General features: G+C 68.6%; 9 protein-coding genes. 5 read left to right on the top strand and 4 right to left on the bottom strand.

Annotation, left to right across the window (positions count from 1 at the left end; genetic code table 11):
* The first annotated feature begins 43 nt into the window (after positions 1 to 43).
* Positions 44 to 289 (top strand): type II toxin-antitoxin system CcdA family antitoxin, encoded by a 246-nt coding sequence (locus tag GVN67_RS14825; protein ID WP_159997270.1) that lies wholly within the window; start codon positions 44 to 46, stop codon positions 287 to 289.
* Between the two features lie 783 nt (positions 290 to 1072).
* Here the strand turns inward: GVN67_RS14825 and GVN67_RS30450 are convergent.
* Positions 1073 to 7675: a hypothetical protein gene (locus GVN67_RS30450; protein ID WP_159997272.1), complete on the bottom strand. Its 6603-nt coding sequence runs from the start codon at positions 7673 to 7675 to the stop codon at positions 1073 to 1075.
* Between the two features lie 438 nt (positions 7676 to 8113).
* On the opposite strand from GVN67_RS30450, the gene GVN67_RS14835 reads away from it, so the two are divergent.
* The 3 genes from GVN67_RS14835 (at position 8114) to GVN67_RS14845 (ending at position 9287) form a co-directional block, all read left to right on the top strand.
* Positions 8114 to 8359: a type II toxin-antitoxin system CcdA family antitoxin gene (locus GVN67_RS14835; protein WP_159997274.1), complete on the top strand. Its 246-nt coding sequence runs from the start codon at positions 8114 to 8116 to the stop codon at positions 8357 to 8359.
* Between the two features lie 3 nt (positions 8360 to 8362).
* Complete coding sequence (locus GVN67_RS14840; protein ID WP_159997276.1) at positions 8363 to 8677, top strand: CcdB family protein; 315 nt, start codon at positions 8363 to 8365, stop codon at positions 8675 to 8677.
* Between the two features lie 73 nt (positions 8678 to 8750).
* Positions 8751 to 9287 (top strand): NYN domain-containing protein, encoded by a 537-nt coding sequence (locus GVN67_RS14845; protein ID WP_159997278.1) that lies wholly within the window; start codon positions 8751 to 8753, stop codon positions 9285 to 9287.
* A gap of 7 nt (positions 9288 to 9294) precedes the next feature.
* Here GVN67_RS14845 and GVN67_RS14850 read toward each other — a convergent pair whose 3' ends face one another.
* Entirely contained in the window at positions 9295 to 9723 is a 429-nt protein-coding gene (locus GVN67_RS14850) for an SRPBCC family protein (protein ID WP_159997280.1), read from the bottom strand.
* A gap of 74 nt (positions 9724 to 9797) precedes the next feature.
* On the opposite strand from GVN67_RS14850, the gene GVN67_RS14855 reads away from it, so the two are divergent.
* Positions 9798 to 10679, top strand: coding sequence for a LysR family transcriptional regulator (locus tag GVN67_RS14855; RefSeq protein ID WP_200845265.1), 882 nt, complete (start codon positions 9798 to 9800; stop codon positions 10677 to 10679).
* A gap of 33 nt (positions 10680 to 10712) precedes the next feature.
* Here GVN67_RS14855 and GVN67_RS14860 read toward each other — a convergent pair whose 3' ends face one another.
* Both GVN67_RS14860 and GVN67_RS14865 read right to left on the bottom strand, forming a co-directional pair.
* Positions 10713 to 12251 carry a glycosyltransferase gene (locus tag GVN67_RS14860; protein WP_159997284.1) on the bottom strand — a complete coding sequence of 513 codons (1539 nt, stop codon included), beginning with the start codon at positions 12249 to 12251 and terminating at the stop codon, positions 10713 to 10715.
* A 12-nt stretch (positions 12252 to 12263) separates the two neighbouring features.
* Positions 12264 to 16121 carry a glycosyltransferase family 2 protein gene (locus GVN67_RS14865; protein WP_159997286.1) on the bottom strand — a complete coding sequence of 1286 codons (3858 nt, stop codon included), beginning with the start codon at positions 16119 to 16121 and terminating at the stop codon, positions 12264 to 12266.
* Positions 16122 to 16343: the final 222 nt, after the last annotated feature.

Genomic DNA, 16343 nt, shown 5'->3' on the forward strand with positions numbered 1-16343 from the left:
GCCCCTATCCTCATCCCCATGGCATCCACATGGACCCCGTCCCATGGGCTATGACCGCAACGCCCCCAAGCGGGCGATCAACGTCACCATCAATGCCGACCTGCTGACCCAGGCGCGGGCCTATACCCGCAACGTCAGCGGCACGCTGGAGGCGCTGCTGGCGGCCTTTGTCGAGCAGGAGGCCGCGCGTCGCCGCGCCGAGGATGCCGCCATCGACCGCGTCGTCGACGGCGCCAACCGCTTCCAGGCCGGGCACGGTCTTCTTTCCGACGAATTCTCGACGCTCTGACCCGTGCCGCAATTCGACCTGTTCCGGAATCCCGGCCGCAACCGGGCCGGCTGGTCATCCCGCTGGTCAACCGGCGGCTCTCGGCGCCGGGGAGCATTGGCTGACCCCCGGCCTGACCGTCGCCGGTCGCAGAAACCGAGGCGTGAGACGGCCCTGGTCTCATCCGGCGCCGATCGCGCCTGAGCTGCGCGCCTGCCCAGCAAGAAGGCCGACCGCGGTGCATCTGGCCTATGTCGATTGCACCAATCTTTTCATCAAGGCGCAGAAGGCCCGCGCCGTCAGCCAGCGGCTGGCGCGCAACTCGCCCGACGTGCCTATTGGGACCATGCCAGCCGCGATCTGCGTGAGGCGGCCAGCCGCTTCCAGCCGCTCGACCCCTTCGCCGGACTCATCGATCCAGGCGAGCAGACTTGCGGACAGGCAGATGGCCTGGAAGACGATATGGGCGCATCGGTCGTAGCGCAGGGCGACAGGGCACCCATCCCCGATGCGCCGAACTTGTTCTTGATGCGGTGGCGCTGGCGGTAGAACGCCCCATCGCAGGGGACGGGGATCCTCCGGCTGTTGCCTGACGGAATGCAGAGCATGACGCCGCGGGCGATGAGCGGGGTGCGGAAGCGGCGGCTATAAGAGCTCTTGTCGTCCAGCAATTCCTGAGCACACGGCAGGTGGGGCCGCATCGGCGCGGCACCCTTCCCGCACAAGTCAGCCATGGCAACCCCTCTGGCTGCCATGGGATCACGGCCCCCTCGGGACGCGAGCTCAGGCTTATGGGTCCCGAGCCTAGCTCACGAAGAAATAGTCATGGGTCAGGCTCAACCCGGCGCCGAGGGAGGCGAACTGGATCGCCGATGCCGAGCCGCTGCCATCGACATCGTAGCTGAGCACACCGGTGGACGCGTTGTAGATGATGCGGTCCGCCGCATCCGCGGCTGCGCTTCCGACATGGAAGGCCGTCGCAGACAATTTTCCGGCTGCGCCAAGGCCCTTGAAGATGGACGCGGCAAGGTAGATCGAATCCTCGCCGGCGGTGAAATCGGCGATCGTGTCGAAATTCTTCGAGGCGCTGAGAGCCGTGTTGAAATGGAACTGATCGGCGCCGCTCCCGCCGGTCAGCGTGTCGTTCCCGGCACCCCCCTTGAGAACGTCATTGCCGCCGCCGCCGCTGAGAATGTCGTCGCCGGCGCCGCCGTCCAGGATATTGGCGCGGGAGTTGCCGGTGATGCTGTTGTTCAGGGCATTGCCAATGCCGTTGATCGTGGCGGCGCCGCTGAGGACCAGGTTCTCGATCGACTGGCTTCCGAGGTTGAATGAAACGGTGCTGCGAACTGTGTCGTTTCCGCTGCCACCAGCCTCGATCACCACGTCGCCCATGTCATCGACGATGTAATAATCGTCGCCCTTGCCGCCTCGCATGGTGTCGGCGCCAGCGCCGCCGTCGATGATGTTGTTCGCAGCATTGCCGACGATCAGGTTTGCAAGGGCATTGCCGGTGGCATTGATGGCGGCCGTTCCCATGAGCGTCAGGTTCTCGACCTCCAGCCCGGCCAGGCTGTAGCTCACGCTGGCCTTGATGGTGTCGATGCCTTCATTTGCGAGTTCGATCACCTTATCGCCGACATGGTCGACGATATAGATATCGTTGCCGCCGCGGCCAGCCATGGTGTCCGCGCCGATCCCGCCATCGAGCGTGTTGTTCTGGGCATCGCCGTTGAGGATATCGGCGAAGTTCGATCCCGTCAGGTTCTGGATATAGCCGTAAGCGTAGACATCACCTGCAGCATCGCCGGTGTTGTTGGTGGTGACCGCCAGATCCGCGGTCAGCCCGACCTTGGCGTCGATGTAGGAGGCGGTGTTGGTCCCCGAGCCGCCATTGAGCACGTCGGCACCGGCGCCCCCGATCAGCGTGTCGTTGCCCGCCCGGCCGTAGAGCACATCGTCGCCATCGCCGCCGCTGATGACATTGGCGCCGACATTGCCGCGGAGCTGGTCGGCGAAAGCGCTGCCGATGATGTTCTCGACGGCAAGGAAGCTGTCGCCGGCAGCCTCGCCGGTGTTGATCTGCGGCTTCTCGAAGTCGACCAGCACGCCAGCCGTGGCGTCGATGTAGGAGACGCTGTCGCGGCCCGATCCGCCGTTGAAATAGTCCGCCCCCAGGCCGCCGATCAGGATGTCGTCGCCGTTGCGACCATGCAGCGCGTCATCGCCGTCGAGGCCGATGAGGATATTGGCGCCGCTGTCGCCGCGCAGGCTGTCCTCGAAGCGGGAGCCTTCAATGTTCTCGATGCCTTCGAAGCTGTCGCCGGCAGCCTCGCCGCTGTTGACCGAGGGCTTCTCAAAATCGACGATCACGCGCGCTGTAGCGGAGACATAGCTGGCCGTGTCGTTTCCGTCGCCGCCGGTCAGCTGGTCGGCGCCGAGGCCACCTTCCAGAATGTCGTCCCCGGCGCCGCCGAACAGCTTGTCGTTGCCAGCTTTGCCGCTGAGCCGGTCGTTGCCGGCCCCACCGTCGAAGACATCGACCTTGCTGCCGCCGATGACGGTGTCCGCTGCCGATCCTCCATTGACCGTGCCGCCCACCCGATCGCCGACATGGATCGTTTGCGCGCGCGCGCCCGACAGGGTGACCGCCCGGCTGCCATCGATGACCAGCGCAGCGCCGCCTGCCGGCGTGCCGACATCGAGGACCGCGGCATTGCCGCTGTCGCCGATGATCAGCGCCAGCTGCCTGCCGGCAGCCTGATTGAGGATGGCGTCGCTGAACTTCAGGTTGATCGAGGCAATGGCGCTGACATCGAGCGCCTCAATGCTCTTGAAGGTGCCGAAGGTCGCGGTATTGGCGGTGATGAAGCCGCCATTCACCTTGAGGGTGTCGAAGCCGCTGCCGCCCGTCACGGGCAGGCCGCTCTCCAGCACGAACTTGGTCGCGGTGATGGTGTCGTCACCATCGCTGCCGATCACCCGGGTGATGCTGCCGGTCGCATCGATCACGCTGCCGACGCCGCGCGCCACGAACTGAACATTGTTCGCGGTGAAGTCCTTGGCCTTGAAGTTCAGCAGCTTGACCGAGCCGGCATTGCCGAGATCGATCAGCGCGTCAGCGCCCACCTGGGTGACGCTGAGCTCGGCGAAGCTGGTGAAGGCGTAGCCCTGCAGCACCAGCTTGTCGCCGCTGCTGCCGCCCTGGAAGTCGGTGATGATGTCGGTCCCGGCGAAGATATCGCGCGGGAAGAGGTCGCGCCCGCCGCCGCCGGTCAGGGTGTCGTTGCTGGAGCCGCCGATCAGCGTGTCGTTGCCGGCACCGCCGATCAGCGTGTCGCCCAGCGCGCCGCCATCCATGTAGGCGCCGTTGTCGGAGGCCGTCAGGTAGTCATCACGGCTGCCCGCCACCACATAGTCGAAGCGGATGTCATTGGCGGTGATGGTCGACTGCGGATGCACCGGGAAGACGCCGGGCGAGACCGCGCGCCATTCCGTGGCTTCGTCCGCGTCGCCGTAGCTCAGCACCATCTTGTGGATGATGACCGTGTTGTCGGCGTCGGGGCTGCCATGGAAATTGATGTCGCGGTTGGTATAGGTGACCTCGACGTAGTTGTAGTGCTCGGCGCTGAAGCTCGAGGTGATCACGCCATGCCGCACGTTCAGCATGGTGATGTCGGTGAAGTGGTTGGCGAAGGCTTCCGACAGGTACAGGCCGTAGCCGTCGCCCGACCCCTTGTTATGGGCGCCGTCGGCGGTCAGGCCGTCGCCGCTGACCTCGAAGCTGCGCTGGAACTTGAAGGGGATGGAATGCGACTGCAGGACGGTGACGTCCTTGATGGTCGAGCCGCGCACCTGGTCGAACTCGATGGTCGGGACACCGTTCCAGGCCTCGTTCTCATTCTCGAAGTAGTTCGGGTCGGCCGCAGGACCGTCGACGGTGATGGTCAGGCCGCTGACCGTCACGTTCTCCAGCAGCCGGGCTTCCTGGATATAGGTCTTGCCAGCCTCGAAGGCATAGGGAAGCGGGTGGGAGAGGGTGAGGGTATTGCCGGAGATGGCGGTGACCTCGACCATCGCCTCGCGCAGGACGTAGCGGGGCTGGTCGGTGGGCAGATCGGTCGGGTAGATCAGCCCGGTATTCCCGGTCGCCGCCAGATAGGCGTCGTCATTCGGCTGGGCGATGTAGATGACGTCGCCAACCTTGATGGTCCCGAGCGAGGTCAGGGTGATCTGCGTCGCATCGAGCGCCGTGTTGGCGGTGAGAAAGCCGCTGGTGGTGCGGATATCGTCGGAATGGACCAGCAGGGCGGCGCTGGGCGCGGTGTCCGGGATCGTCGAATGAATGATCGTCTTGCCGCTGCCCGCACCCTGCAGGGTGATGTCGCTGCGCTCGATCTCGATGATGCTGTCGAAGTAGAAATCGCCGGCCGCCAGCGTCACCACGGCGCCCGCGGGCGCGCCGTTGAGCAGGGCGGAGAGCGAGCTGGCGCTGGCGCCGACCGAGACCTTGTAGGCCAGGGCATCTTCGCCGGAGAAAATGAACTGGTCGGTCTTCAGGTCGGCCGCCGCCACGCCGGACAGGGTCAGCACGGTCCCGTTGCCGAGAGTGATGCGCGCGCCCTGCTGCGTGTCCGAGATCGACAGGTCGTCGAACTTGGTGATGCTGCCGAAGGCGCGGAGGTCGATCCGCTCCAGCCGGTCGCCCAGGTCGAAATCGGTGATGGTGGTGCTGCCGCCGCCGACCAGCATGACAAAGGTGTCGCCGCCGCCGCCGCCGGTCACCGTGTCGTTGCCGAAGCCGATGTTCAGCGTGTCTTCGCCGGGGCCGCCGTCCATGGTGTCGTTGCCGGCGCCGCCGGTCAGGATATCGGCGTCGTCGCCGCCGCTGAGCTTGTCGTCGCCGGCGCCGCCATCGAGCACATCGGTCCCGAGGCCGCCGACCAGGGTGTCGTTGCCATCCTCGCCGAAGAGCTGGTCGTTGCCGATGCCGCCGTCGAGCAGGTCGTCGCCGCCGCCGCCCTTCAGGCTGTCGTCATTCAGGTTGCCGTAGATCCGGTCGTTGCCGGACCCGCCCTGGACGAATTCCTGGCCGTCGCCGCCATTGACCAGGTTCCCCGCGCCGTCAGCTAGCTCGAAGGTCTGGATGCCGTAGTTGACGACATTGATGGGGCCGCTGCCCTCGAGCACGACATGGCCGAAGCCGTTCACCAGCTTGGTGTCGATGGTCAGCGTGTTGGCGCCGAAGGCGATGGTGAGCTGGTCGCCTTCGGCCTGGTCTACCGCCGCCACGTCGAGATGGATCTCGGTCGGGCTGGTGGCCGAGGACATGTCGATCCGCTCGATCGAGGTCAGGCCGGCAAGCCGGGTTTCGCTGATCGAGGGAGCGATGGTCGAGATACGCAGGACATCGTCGCCGGCGCCGCCATCGATGCGGTCTTCGCCGGTCAGGCGGGAGATCATGCCGGTGACCGCGAAGACATCGCGGCCGCCGGTCCCGGTCGCCGTGTCGGCGTCCTGCGTGAGGCTGAAGCGCGGCGTTGCCGTCATGATCTCGGCGGCGGTCCAGCGGCTGTCGCCCACGAAGACGAAGTGGCTGGCCGTCAGCGCCGAAGCCTGGACGCCCTTCAGCGTGATGCTGGTGCCGGCGACGGTGACGATGGTGTCTGCCCCGCTCTGCGCCAGCTGCAGGCCATTGAAGCCGGTCAGCGAGGTCAGGGCGCGGAGATCGATCTTCTCCATCGGGTCGGTGATGTCGAAGTCGGTGATGGTCACCTGCGCGCCAACGCTGACCACGAAGGTATCGGAATCGCTGCCGCCGGTCAGGGTATCCGTCCCCGAGCCACCCGCCAGCAGGTCGAGGCCGGCGCCGCCGACCAGGGTATCGTCGCCCGCCTCGCCGTGGAGGTAGTCATTGCCGAGACCGCCATCCAGCAGGTCGTCGCCGCCGCCGCCCTTCAGCCCGTCCTCGCTGGCATTGCCGGATATCCGGTCATTGCCCGATCCGCCCTGGATGAATTCCTGGCCTTCGCCGCCGGTGACCTGGTTGCCCGGCCCATCGGCGAGATCGAAGGTCTGGATGCCGTAATTGACGACCTTGATGTCGCCGCTGCCCTCCAGCACCACGCGGCCGAAGCCGTTGACCAGCTTGGTGTCGATGACGAGCGTGCTGCTGCCGAAGGCCACGGTGAGCCGGTCATCCTCGGCCTGGTCCACGGCCGCCATGTCGAGATGGATCTCGGCCGAGCCGGTGGAGGAGGCGAGGTCGATCCGCTCGATCGATTTGAGGCCGGCCAGACGGGTTTCGCTGATCGAGGGCGACGCCGCCGAGATGCGCAGGATATCGTCGCCGGCGCCGCCATCGATACGGTCGTCGCCGGTCAGGCGGGAGATCATGCCGGTGACGGCGAAGATGTCGCGGCCGCTGGTGCCCGTCGCGATATCCACCTCCGGCGTCAGGGTCATGAAGGCTTCGGCCGTCATGATCTCGGCGGCAGTCCAGCGGCTGTCGCCCGCGAAGACGAAGTGGCTGGCCTTGAGGGTGGAGGCCTGGACCCCTTGCAGGGTGATCGTGGTGCCGGCAACGGTGACCAGGGCATTGGCGCCGCTCTGCGCCAGTTGCAGGGCAGCGAAATCGGTCACGCCGGCCAAGGCGCGGAGATCGATCTTCTCCAGCGGATCGGCGATGTCGAAGTCGGTGATGGTCATCTGCGCGCCGGCGCTGACCACGAAGGTGTCGGACTCGCTGCCACCGGTCAGGGTGTCACGTCCGGCGCCACCCGCGAGCAGGTCGAAGCCGGAGCCGCCCTTCAATGTGTCGTTGCCGTTGCCGCCGTCCAGCACGTCATGGCCCGCGCCGCCATCGAGCGCATCATGGCCCGCGCCGCCGAACAGGTCGTCGTCACCGGCATTGCCCTGGATGGTGTCGTTGCCCGTGCCGCCGACGACACGGTCGTTGTACTCGCCGCCGGCGACCTTGCCGTTCACCCCGTCGGCGATCTCCACCGACTGGCCGGCGAAGTTGCGCAGGGTCACCTGACCGGTACCATCCAGGACGACGTGCCCGACGCCGCCCACCAGCGCGGTGTCGAGGCTCATGCTGTTGCTGGAGAACCGCAACGTCAGCCGCATGTCGCTGGCCTGCGTCACCGTGGCGGCATCGAGGCTCACGGAGAGGCTGGTGATGGCGGCCCGCAGGTCGATCACCTCGATCGATTGCAGCCCCTCCAGCCGCGTATAGCCCAGCGACAGCAAGGGCGAGGAAAGCTGCAACACGTCGGTGCCATTGCCGCCGATGAGGACATCGGAGCCCGCCAGCCGGGTGATGTTTGTCGCGACGTAGAAGACGTCGTCTCCATCTCCACCGACAAAATAATCGTCTTGCGGGGTCAGGTTAAAGGTCGTCACATCGATAACCCTTGGTCGGCGTTGATGGAGAGAAGTGAAGTTCTGGCCTCGATCAACCCGGTCCGTGGCGCTGTCCGGTCCGAGCTCCGGCGCAGGCCTGTCACCATGCCTTGGCAAGTCTCGGTAAAGAGCGTCATGGAGTCCCGTGCCGATGGCAGGGGCCATTGCCTGCTGCCGAGGTTTCACCGAGCTAATGGGGCCAGGATCGTGGCTGAGATATTAACCAGCGCCTCGCGTCGCAAAGCCGGTAGATCCCGGCAAGGCGTCGTGGCACCGGCCATCACAGCTTGATCTTGGCTTTAAATAGCAGATGACGGGAATTTTCGGGGAATGTCGAGATCTTACGATTTCGAAATCACAGGCGTCATGCAGCGCCTCGACTCGCCCACCCCCTAGCCCCTATCCTCATCCCCATGGCATCCACATGGACCACGTCCCATGGGCTATGACCGCAACGCCCCCAAGCGGGCGATCAACGTCACCATCAATGCCGACCTGCTGACCCAGGCGCGGGCCTATACCCGCAATGTCAACGGCACGCTGGAGGCGCTGCTGGCGGCCTTCGTCGAGCAGGAGGCTGCGCGTCGCCGCGCCGAGGATGCCGCCATCGACCGCGTCGTCGACGGCGCCAACCGCTTCCAGGCCGGGCACGGTCTTCTTTCCGATGAATTCTCGACGCTCTGACCCGTGCCGCAATTCGACCTCTTCCGGAATCCCGGCCGCAATCCGGCCATCCCCTTCGTGGTCTCGCTGCAATCGACCCGGCTGGAGCGGGCCGCCGGCCGGCTGGTCATCCCGCTGGTCGAGCCGGCGGCCCTCGGCGCCGGGGAGCATTGGCTGACCCCCGGCCTGACCGTCGCCGGCCGCCGGCTGCTGGCCAATCCCTTCGACCTGGCGACCGTCCCGCTGGCGCGGCTGGGCAGCCCGGTCGGCCGCATCGAGGACGAGGCCGATCGGGCCGCCCTGCTGCGCGCCGTCGACGAGCTGCTGAGCCAGGCCTGAAGACAGCCAAGGTCGCATCCGGCGCCGATCGCGCCTAAGCTGCGTGCCTGCCCCAGCAAGGAGGCCGCCCTCCGTGCATCTGGCCTATGTCGATTGCAGCAATCTTTTCATCGAGGCGCAGAAGGTCAGCGCCGTCAGCCATGGGCTGGCGCGCAACCTCTCCGATGCGCGCGACCGGCATGTGACCGATTTCGGCTATCGCCTCGACCTGCACCGGCTGATGGCGCTGCTGCAATGGCTGGAGCAGCCGGTGCGCGCCGTGCTGTTCGGCAGCATCACCCTGGGCAATGCCGCGCTTTGGCGCCATGCCGAGGGCGCCGGCTTCGAGGTGATGGTGGTGGAGCGCGCCTATGACGGCCGCGAGAAGCAGGTCGACACCAGCCTGGTCACCCGGCTGTGCCGCGACGCCTATGCCCAGGCGCGGCCGGACCATGACCGCATCACCCTGGTTGCCGGCGATGGCGACTACCTGCCGGCGGTGCAGCAGCTGGTGGCCGATGGCTTCGACGTGACCCTGGCCTATTGGGCCCATGCCAGCCGCGACCTGCGCGAGGCGGCCAGCCGTTTCCAGCCGCTCGACCCCTTCGTCGGCGACCTGGCGCTCAGCTAGGGCGCGTTCAGGGATCCTGGCCGGGGGCCGGCTTGTGGCCATAGACGCGCTGGTCGGCATCCGGCATGGGCAGCTCGGGGTCGCCGCCGCCGGCCTGCTCCAGATGCGACTTCAGGCTTTGCAGCGCGGCCTCCATGCCATGCGCCAGAGCCTGTTCCGGCGTCTCGCGCTCGGTCGGGTCGTTGGGGCGGACGCTGCGGGCGGTGATCAGCAGGCGCAGCACGGTCAGCTTGCCATGGTCTTCCACCTGCCACTCGCCGGCCGGGTCGAAAGACCAGCGCAGCCGGCCGGCGGCGGCATCGCCGTCCAGCCCGGCGCGCGGCAGCGAGGTCTCGTCGCGGCGCAGCTGCGGCAGCCACACCTGCATGTTCTCGGCCTTCGCCAAATAGGCGAAGACTGCGGCGGCCGGGCGGGCGATGGTGATGTGCTGCTCCATGCCAAAGCCAACGTTTTTTCGGCCTTTTGGTTGCCGGGGCCGCCGCCCATCATGCGGCGATGAATGACCGGGCGTTGCGTTACTTTCTGGCCGTCGTGCGGGCCGGCTCGATCCGGGCGGCGGCGGCGGCGCTGCATGTGGCGCCCTCGGCGGTCAGCCGCCAGGTCGCCGAGCTCGAGGCCGAGGCCGGCCAGCCGCTGCTGGAGCGCCTGCCGCGCGGCGTGCAGCCGACCGAGGCCGGCCAGGCCGTGGCCCTGCACGCCCAGCGCCGCGAGGAGGAGGGCGCTGCGCTGCGCGACCACCTGCGCCGGCTGCGCGGCGGGCTGGAGGGCACCATCCGCCTCTGCTGCGGCGACGGTTTTCTGGCCGATCTTCTGGAACGCGGGCTGGCCGGGTTTTCGGCGCAGCATCCGGGCCTGCGCTTCGTCGTGGTCCCCGGCGGCACTGACCGCATCCAGGCCGCCGTCGCCGAGGGCGAGGCGGAGCTCGGCCTCGCCTACAACCCGCCGGCGCATCCGCTGCTGCAGAGCCTGGCCCGCGCCCGGCAGCCGCTGGTGGCGCTCGTGCCGCCGGACCACCCGCATGGCGACGGCCCGCTGCGCCTGGCCGACCTGGCGGCCGAGCCGGCGGCGCTGCTCTCCACCGGCCATGGCATCCGCCACCTGCTGGCGCGTGCCGAGGCCGATGGCGGCTTTCGCCTGACGCCGCGGCTGGAGACCGGCTCGGTCGAGCTGCTGCGCCGCTTTGTCCTGGCCGGGATGGGGGTGACCTTCCTGCCGGAATTCGCCGCCAGCGGCGAGCTGGCGGCCGGCCGGCTGCGCGCCATCCCGCTGGCCGATCCGGTGCTGGCCGAGGCCAGCGCGCATCTGCTGCACCGCGCCGGCCGGCGCCTGCCCGAAGGTTCTTTGCTATTGTCGCGCTGGCTGGCCGAGAACTTGGCCGCGCTGCGCCATTGAAAAGGGGGCCGACCGGCCCCCCTTCAGATCAGGTCAGGACGCTGCCCGCCGCGGCTGGGCGGCCAGCCGGTGATAGGCGGCGGCGATGGTGTCGGCGCGGTGGTCGAAGGTGTGGTTGTCGAGCACGATCTTGCGCGCCCGCGCCACCTTCTCGGCCCGGGCCTCGGGGTTCGACAGGTAGAAAGCGATCTTGCGCTTCAGCTCGTCGGCGTCGCGCGCCACCTCGACGGCGTCGCCGAAGACCTCCGACAGGCCGCGCACCGCATCGGTGATGATGAAGGCGCCGGCGGCCGAGGCGTCGAACAGCCGGTTCGACAGGAAGCCGAAGTCGCGCATCGTGTCCCAATGGTCGTTCAGCAGCACGCCGCAGGAGCCGTACCACTGGTGCAGCTCGGCGTTGGAGATGAAGCGGCCGCGGATGAAGCGCTCCGGGATCACGCCTTCCCAAAGCGAGCCGAAGACGGCGACATCGATCCCTGCATCGACGCACCATTTTACCAGCGTCCGGTACTCTTTCCGCGAGTTCCCGACGAAGAGCGGCGTCTGCTCGAGCGGCAGCGGCTCCTCCGGCGGGTGGAAGACGCTGGCATCGGTCGCCTGGTGCAGCGGGCTGACCGGCGCCCGGGTCTGCGGCGCCAGGATCTTGGCGTAGATGTCGGAGGCCACGAAGATGTGGTCGTAATCATCCATCTCGCCATCGGCGACGCGGTCCGGATGGCTGATCTGCCACATCAGGTTCACCGCCTGCGGATCGACCCGGTAGCGATGCCGGCCACGCAGCGCCAGCGCCACGTCGTCGCCGCGCCGCTCCCACTCGTCCTGGCAGTCGACCCGCACCACCCAGCCGCGCTTCTGCAGCGCAGCGCCCAGCTGGCGGGCGAAGTGGTAGTCGCCCCATTCATTGGCGACGCGGATATTCGGCGCCGAGATCTTGATCGCCATGCTGATCGGCCGGTCCTGCGGCCGCAGCCGCAGGATGGCGGGCGCTGCCGGCGGCAGGATGGCGGGGCTCGCCTCCAGGTGGCCGGCCGCGCCGATGATGCCGACATGCAGGATGCGGTGGCCGGCCGGGCGCTCGCCGCCATTCAGCAGCAGCACGAAGCGGCGGCGGGCCGGGTTGGCCGGGTCGGGCTGCGCCACGGCCAGGGCCACCGTCTCGTCGCCCATCACGGCGGCCAGCGTCACCGGCGCCTCGGGGGCGGCGGGGTCGAGCTCGACGAAGCCGGCGACCAGCTGGTCGGCGACATGGTCGATGCCGCCGCGGGCGGCCGTCGCGCGGAAGCGGAAGGGGCTGCCGGGCAGGTCCTCGCCGCTGGCGGCGGTGACGCGCAGGCTGTGCTCGGCGCCGTCCAGCAGCGCCGCGGGCAGCGCCAGGCGGAAGCCGCAGCGGTCGTTCAGCGGCGGGTTGCGGATGAACTGCCGCTGCCGGTCGGCGACCGCCGTGGCGAGCTTGGTGCCGTCGGCGTCCAGCAGCGAGACCGTGCTGTCGGGCGCGGCCCAGCCGCTGACCACATGGCCCAGCACCGGATCGAGCCCGGCCTGCGCCAGGAAATCGGCCTGATCGATGTTCACGATGCGCGCTCCTTAGCGACCGAGGGTCACGGCGAAGGCGAGCTTCAGCCGGTCTTCCATCGCCTTGCGGCGGTGCAGATGCTCGAATTGCCGGCGGCCGCGGCGGGTGACGCGGGCGGCGCCGTTCGGGTCGGCGATCACCTGCGACACCCGGGCCAGGAAGCGCGGCGCGTCGTCATGCTGGGCAGCGAAGACGCTGCGGCTGTCGAGCCAGCCCTGGTAGGTCGGGTCGGGCACTGCCACCACCGGCACCTCCGCCGCCAGGGCGGTGATGCCGAGGCTGAGGCAGAGCATGCGGTTGCGCGCGCTGGGCGCCGCCAGCGCCAAAGCCCGGCAGCCGCGCAGCGCCGCCAGCAGCGCGGCCTCGCCGATTTCCAGCGGCTGGCTGTGGCCACCGCTGGCCAGGCTGGCGCTGTAGCGGCCATCGGATGCCAGGCTGACCAGCAGCCCGGTGTCGCCGCCGCGGCTGCGGGCGGCCAGCGCCATGGCCCAGTCGTATCGCGCCTCCTCGGCCGCCAGCACGGCGATGCGGGCGCCGGCGGGGGCCGTGTCCAGCGCCGCGATGCCGGTCTCGGCCGGCAGGCTGTCGACATCGGCGATCTGCAGCGCGCCGATGGCGATGCCGGTGCTGGTGCCGGCCGGGCGCAGCAGGGCGACCTCGCCCTCCTGCACCAGCCGCAGCAGCGGGATGTCGCCGAGGCCGGCGACGAAGCTGTCGCTGGCGCCCTCGGGCAGCACCACGGCCTCGCCGGAGAGCAGGGGGCGGGGATCGTCGCCGGGCGCCAGCCACAGCAGATGCGTGGCCTGGGCCAGGCCGCTGCGGGCGACGAAACTGCGCAGCGCCGGCAGGTCGGGCAACAGCAGGCGGATGCTGGCGCTGTCCTCCAGCAGCCCGGCCAGGCTGACGATGGCCTGGGCGCCTTCCAGCGTGTCGCCGCCGAGCAGGGTCAGGCTCAGCCCGGCGCGGCCCTCGGGCAGCAGCGACAGCGGCGAGGCCAGCCGGTCCAGCGCATCCTGGCCGACGATGGCGTTGAAGTCGGTATGCGCCTGCAGGTCGGTGACCTGGCCCCAGGCGACATTGCGGCGGTAGAAGGCGGTGGTGACCGGCATGCCGAGCGGCGTGACCAGCCGGCCATACTTCAGCATCAGGTCCCAGTCCTGCACCCGGCCCAGGCTTTCGTTGAAGCCGCCAAGCAGGTCGAAGACCGCGCGCTCCATGCAGATGGTGTTGAGGTCGATGTAGTTGCGGCGCAGCAGCGCCTGGTAGTCGAAGCCGGTGAATTTCAGCTCGGCGGCGCCGAGGCGGGCGCCCTTCATCTCGGTATCGATATAGCCGCTATAGACCACCGCCTGGCCCGAATGCTGCAGCCCGGCGACCGAGGCCTGGATGAACAGCGGGTGCCAGAGATTGTCGGAATCGAGGAAGGTGATGTAGCGGCCACGCGAGAACTTCATGCCGAAGTTGCGGGCGATGGCGCCGTTCGACTTCTCCAGCGTCAGGAAGCGGATGCGCGGGTCGTCGAAGCCCTTGACCACGAAGGCGGTCTTGTCGGTGCTGCCGTCGTCGCAGATCAGCAGCTCCCAGTTCTTCCACGACTGGTCGAGCACCGACTGGATCGCCTCGGCGATCAGGAAGCCGCGGTTGAAGGTCGGCATGATGATGCTGACCAGCGGCTCCTCGGCGACCGGGCGGTCGAGCAGCCACTGCGTCAGCTCGGTCTCGTGCTTGGTCAGGGCGGCGGACAGCTTGCGGGCGCGCTCGGCATCGGCCAGGCCGATATCCTCCAGCAGGCGCTGGATGTAGCTGTCGTAGAGCAGGCCCTTGCGGCCGCGCGCCTGGGCCAGCGCCGCATAGGTGCGGGCCTGGCTCGGCGGCGGGGCCGGGGGGACGGGTTCCGGCGCCCGGGCCAGGCTGTCCAGCCAGGCTTCGACCGCGGCCAGGGCGTTCTCCGCCTCGATCCCCTGCGCGCTGGCCCAGCCGCGCGGGTCGAAGCCCGGATTGGGCCAGCGCCAGGCGCCGGAGCCCTCGGTCAGCCAATGGTCGAAGGCCGGGCGGCCCTTGCCCTCCACCGCATATTCGCGGCGGTACCAGGCCTCGTTGAACCAGGCATTCGGGCTCCAGCCCAGCGCCGCGCCCTGGCTGACCCAATGGTCGAAGGCCGAGACGGCGAGGCCGGCCGCGAGCTCGGCCGCGGCCTGCGGATAGGCCAGCAGGTACCAGGCCTCGTCGAACAGCCGCTTGCCGCCGGCGGCGACGAAGGCGTCCAGCGTCGAGGCCGCCGCCGGCTCGGCCGCGGCCGGGCGGGCCGCCTGGCTCTGCAGCCGCCAGCGCCGGGCGCCGGCATGGTCGGCGGTGACGGCGAAGCCGGCCAGCACCTCGCCGCCAGCGGTGCGCAGCTCGACCTGCGCCGCCTGGGGCAGGACGAACAGAAAGCCGTGCCGCTGGCCGTCGAGCTCGGCGCGCGGCCGGTCGGCGCGGAGCTGGCCGAAGCTGCGACCGTCCAGCCAGAGCTCCAGCGTCACCGGGCGGCCCGGGGCGTCGCGGTCCAGCGCCCAGCCGGTGATGCGGTCCGAGCGGCCGGGATCGACCTGCAGGAAGTAGCGGCCCTGCACCTGGCGCACCGGCAGCTCGCCGCCGGCCAGCTGGTAGCCACCCTTGATGCGGGCCGAGACGAAATGCAGATGCCCATCCTGCAGCGCCGGCGGCAGCGGCAGCTGGAAGGCGCAGCGGCCATCATTATAGGCCGGGCCTGTCAGCACCGGATGCAGCGCCTCGGCCAGCAGCTCGGCGATCACGGCGCCATCGGCCAGGATCTCGACGGCGACTGGCCCGGGCTGGTTGCGGTCCACCGCCCAGCCGACCAGCTGGCCATCGGCGCCGAGCTGCAGCATGCCCTCCTGCGCAGTGTCGAGGCGCACCGCCAGCGGCCCGCCAAGCAGCGTGCCGCTGGCGGCGAAGCGGACCGCGACGCTGTGCTCAGCGCCGTCGGACAGGTTGTGCGGCAGCGTCATGCTGAAGCTGCCCGGCGGGCTGTCCTCCAGCGCCAGGTCGCTGGTCATCGGCTCGGCCAGCAGGATGGCGTTCACCGCGCCATCCACCACCAGCTCCAGCGAGACCGAGGCCTGCGGGTCGCCCGCGTCCCAGGCCAGGCCCTGCACCGCCAGCCCGTCGCGCAGCAGCACGCCGCGCTCCTCGCCCGCCTCGGCCGGGCCGGCTTCGGGCAGGGCGGAGGTCAGGTCCTTCAGCAGCTTGAGCCGGGTCGACGCCTTGCCCAGGGTCAGCGGCCGGCGGCCCAGGCGCGACAGGCGCAGGTCGGCGACCTCGAGGCTGCTCTCGGCCGGCATGTCGAAGACCAGGTGGAAAAGCTCGCCCGGCTCGGCGGCGGCCAGCTGCAGCAGCAGGTCGCGCTGCTGCCAGGCGATGTCGCCGTCGAAGCGCAGCGGCTCGGCCATGGCGGGCTTCTTGCCGTTCTTGCTGCCGTCGCAGACCATCAGCCGGGCGCTGACCGGCAGGGCGCCGCCGGCACGCGGCCGGCCAAGCCAGCGCAGATGCAGCAGGTCGCCAGGCGCGCAGCCATCCAGCGAGAAGGACAGGCAGAAGCGGACGTAGTTGCCGGGCTCGCTGACCGTGCAGCGCAAGGCGCCGACAGGCCAGGCCTGGCCCTCGGGCTGCCAGGTCTCGACGCGGAACTGCGCCGGATGGTCACCAGCGCGGGATTCCAGATGGACGTCGGGGATGATGTCGGCGCGGTTGCTGTAGTTCTTCTCGGAAACCGAGACAGGGTTCTCGAGAAATTCCGGTGAAATCCGATGAAAATCCAGGGCGGGCTTGGCGAGGCCATGGACCGCGCGGAGGGATACTTCGCTCATCGTGCCAAATCCACCGTAGATGCTCTCCGGCAGGTTAGGGGAAAGTTCGCATATGGGCAAATTGGGCATGGAAAATAACATCATTTGAAGAAAAGAAAATTCTCGCGAAATTCTTGATTTTGCGCGGAACAAGTAGATTGACCATCTATCAATGTTTTCTAAAAATTATTTATAGTATTGTCACATCAATATTGACCCTTTTGAGGTCGACAATTATCGGTT

It is taken from the genome of Roseomonas sp. 18066 (assembly GCF_902706185.1).
GTDB lineage: Bacteria > Pseudomonadota > Alphaproteobacteria > Acetobacterales > Acetobacteraceae > Pseudoroseomonas.

Excerpts from the sequence above, each read along its gene's own strand:
- GVN67_RS14825 (WP_159997270.1), top strand. The coding sequence starts at position 44 with ATGGGCTATGACCGCAACGCCCCCAAGCGGGCGATCAACGTCACCATC.
- GVN67_RS14835 (WP_159997274.1), top strand. The coding sequence starts at position 8,114 with ATGGGCTATGACCGCAACGCCCCCAAGCGGGCGATCAACGTCACCATC.
- GVN67_RS14850 (WP_159997280.1), bottom strand. The coding sequence starts at position 9,723 with ATGGAGCAGCACATCACCATCGCCCGCCCGGCCGCCGCAGTCTTCGCC.
- GVN67_RS14865 (WP_159997286.1), bottom strand. The coding sequence starts at position 16,121 with ATGAGCGAAGTATCCCTCCGCGCGGTCCATGGCCTCGCCAAGCCCGCC.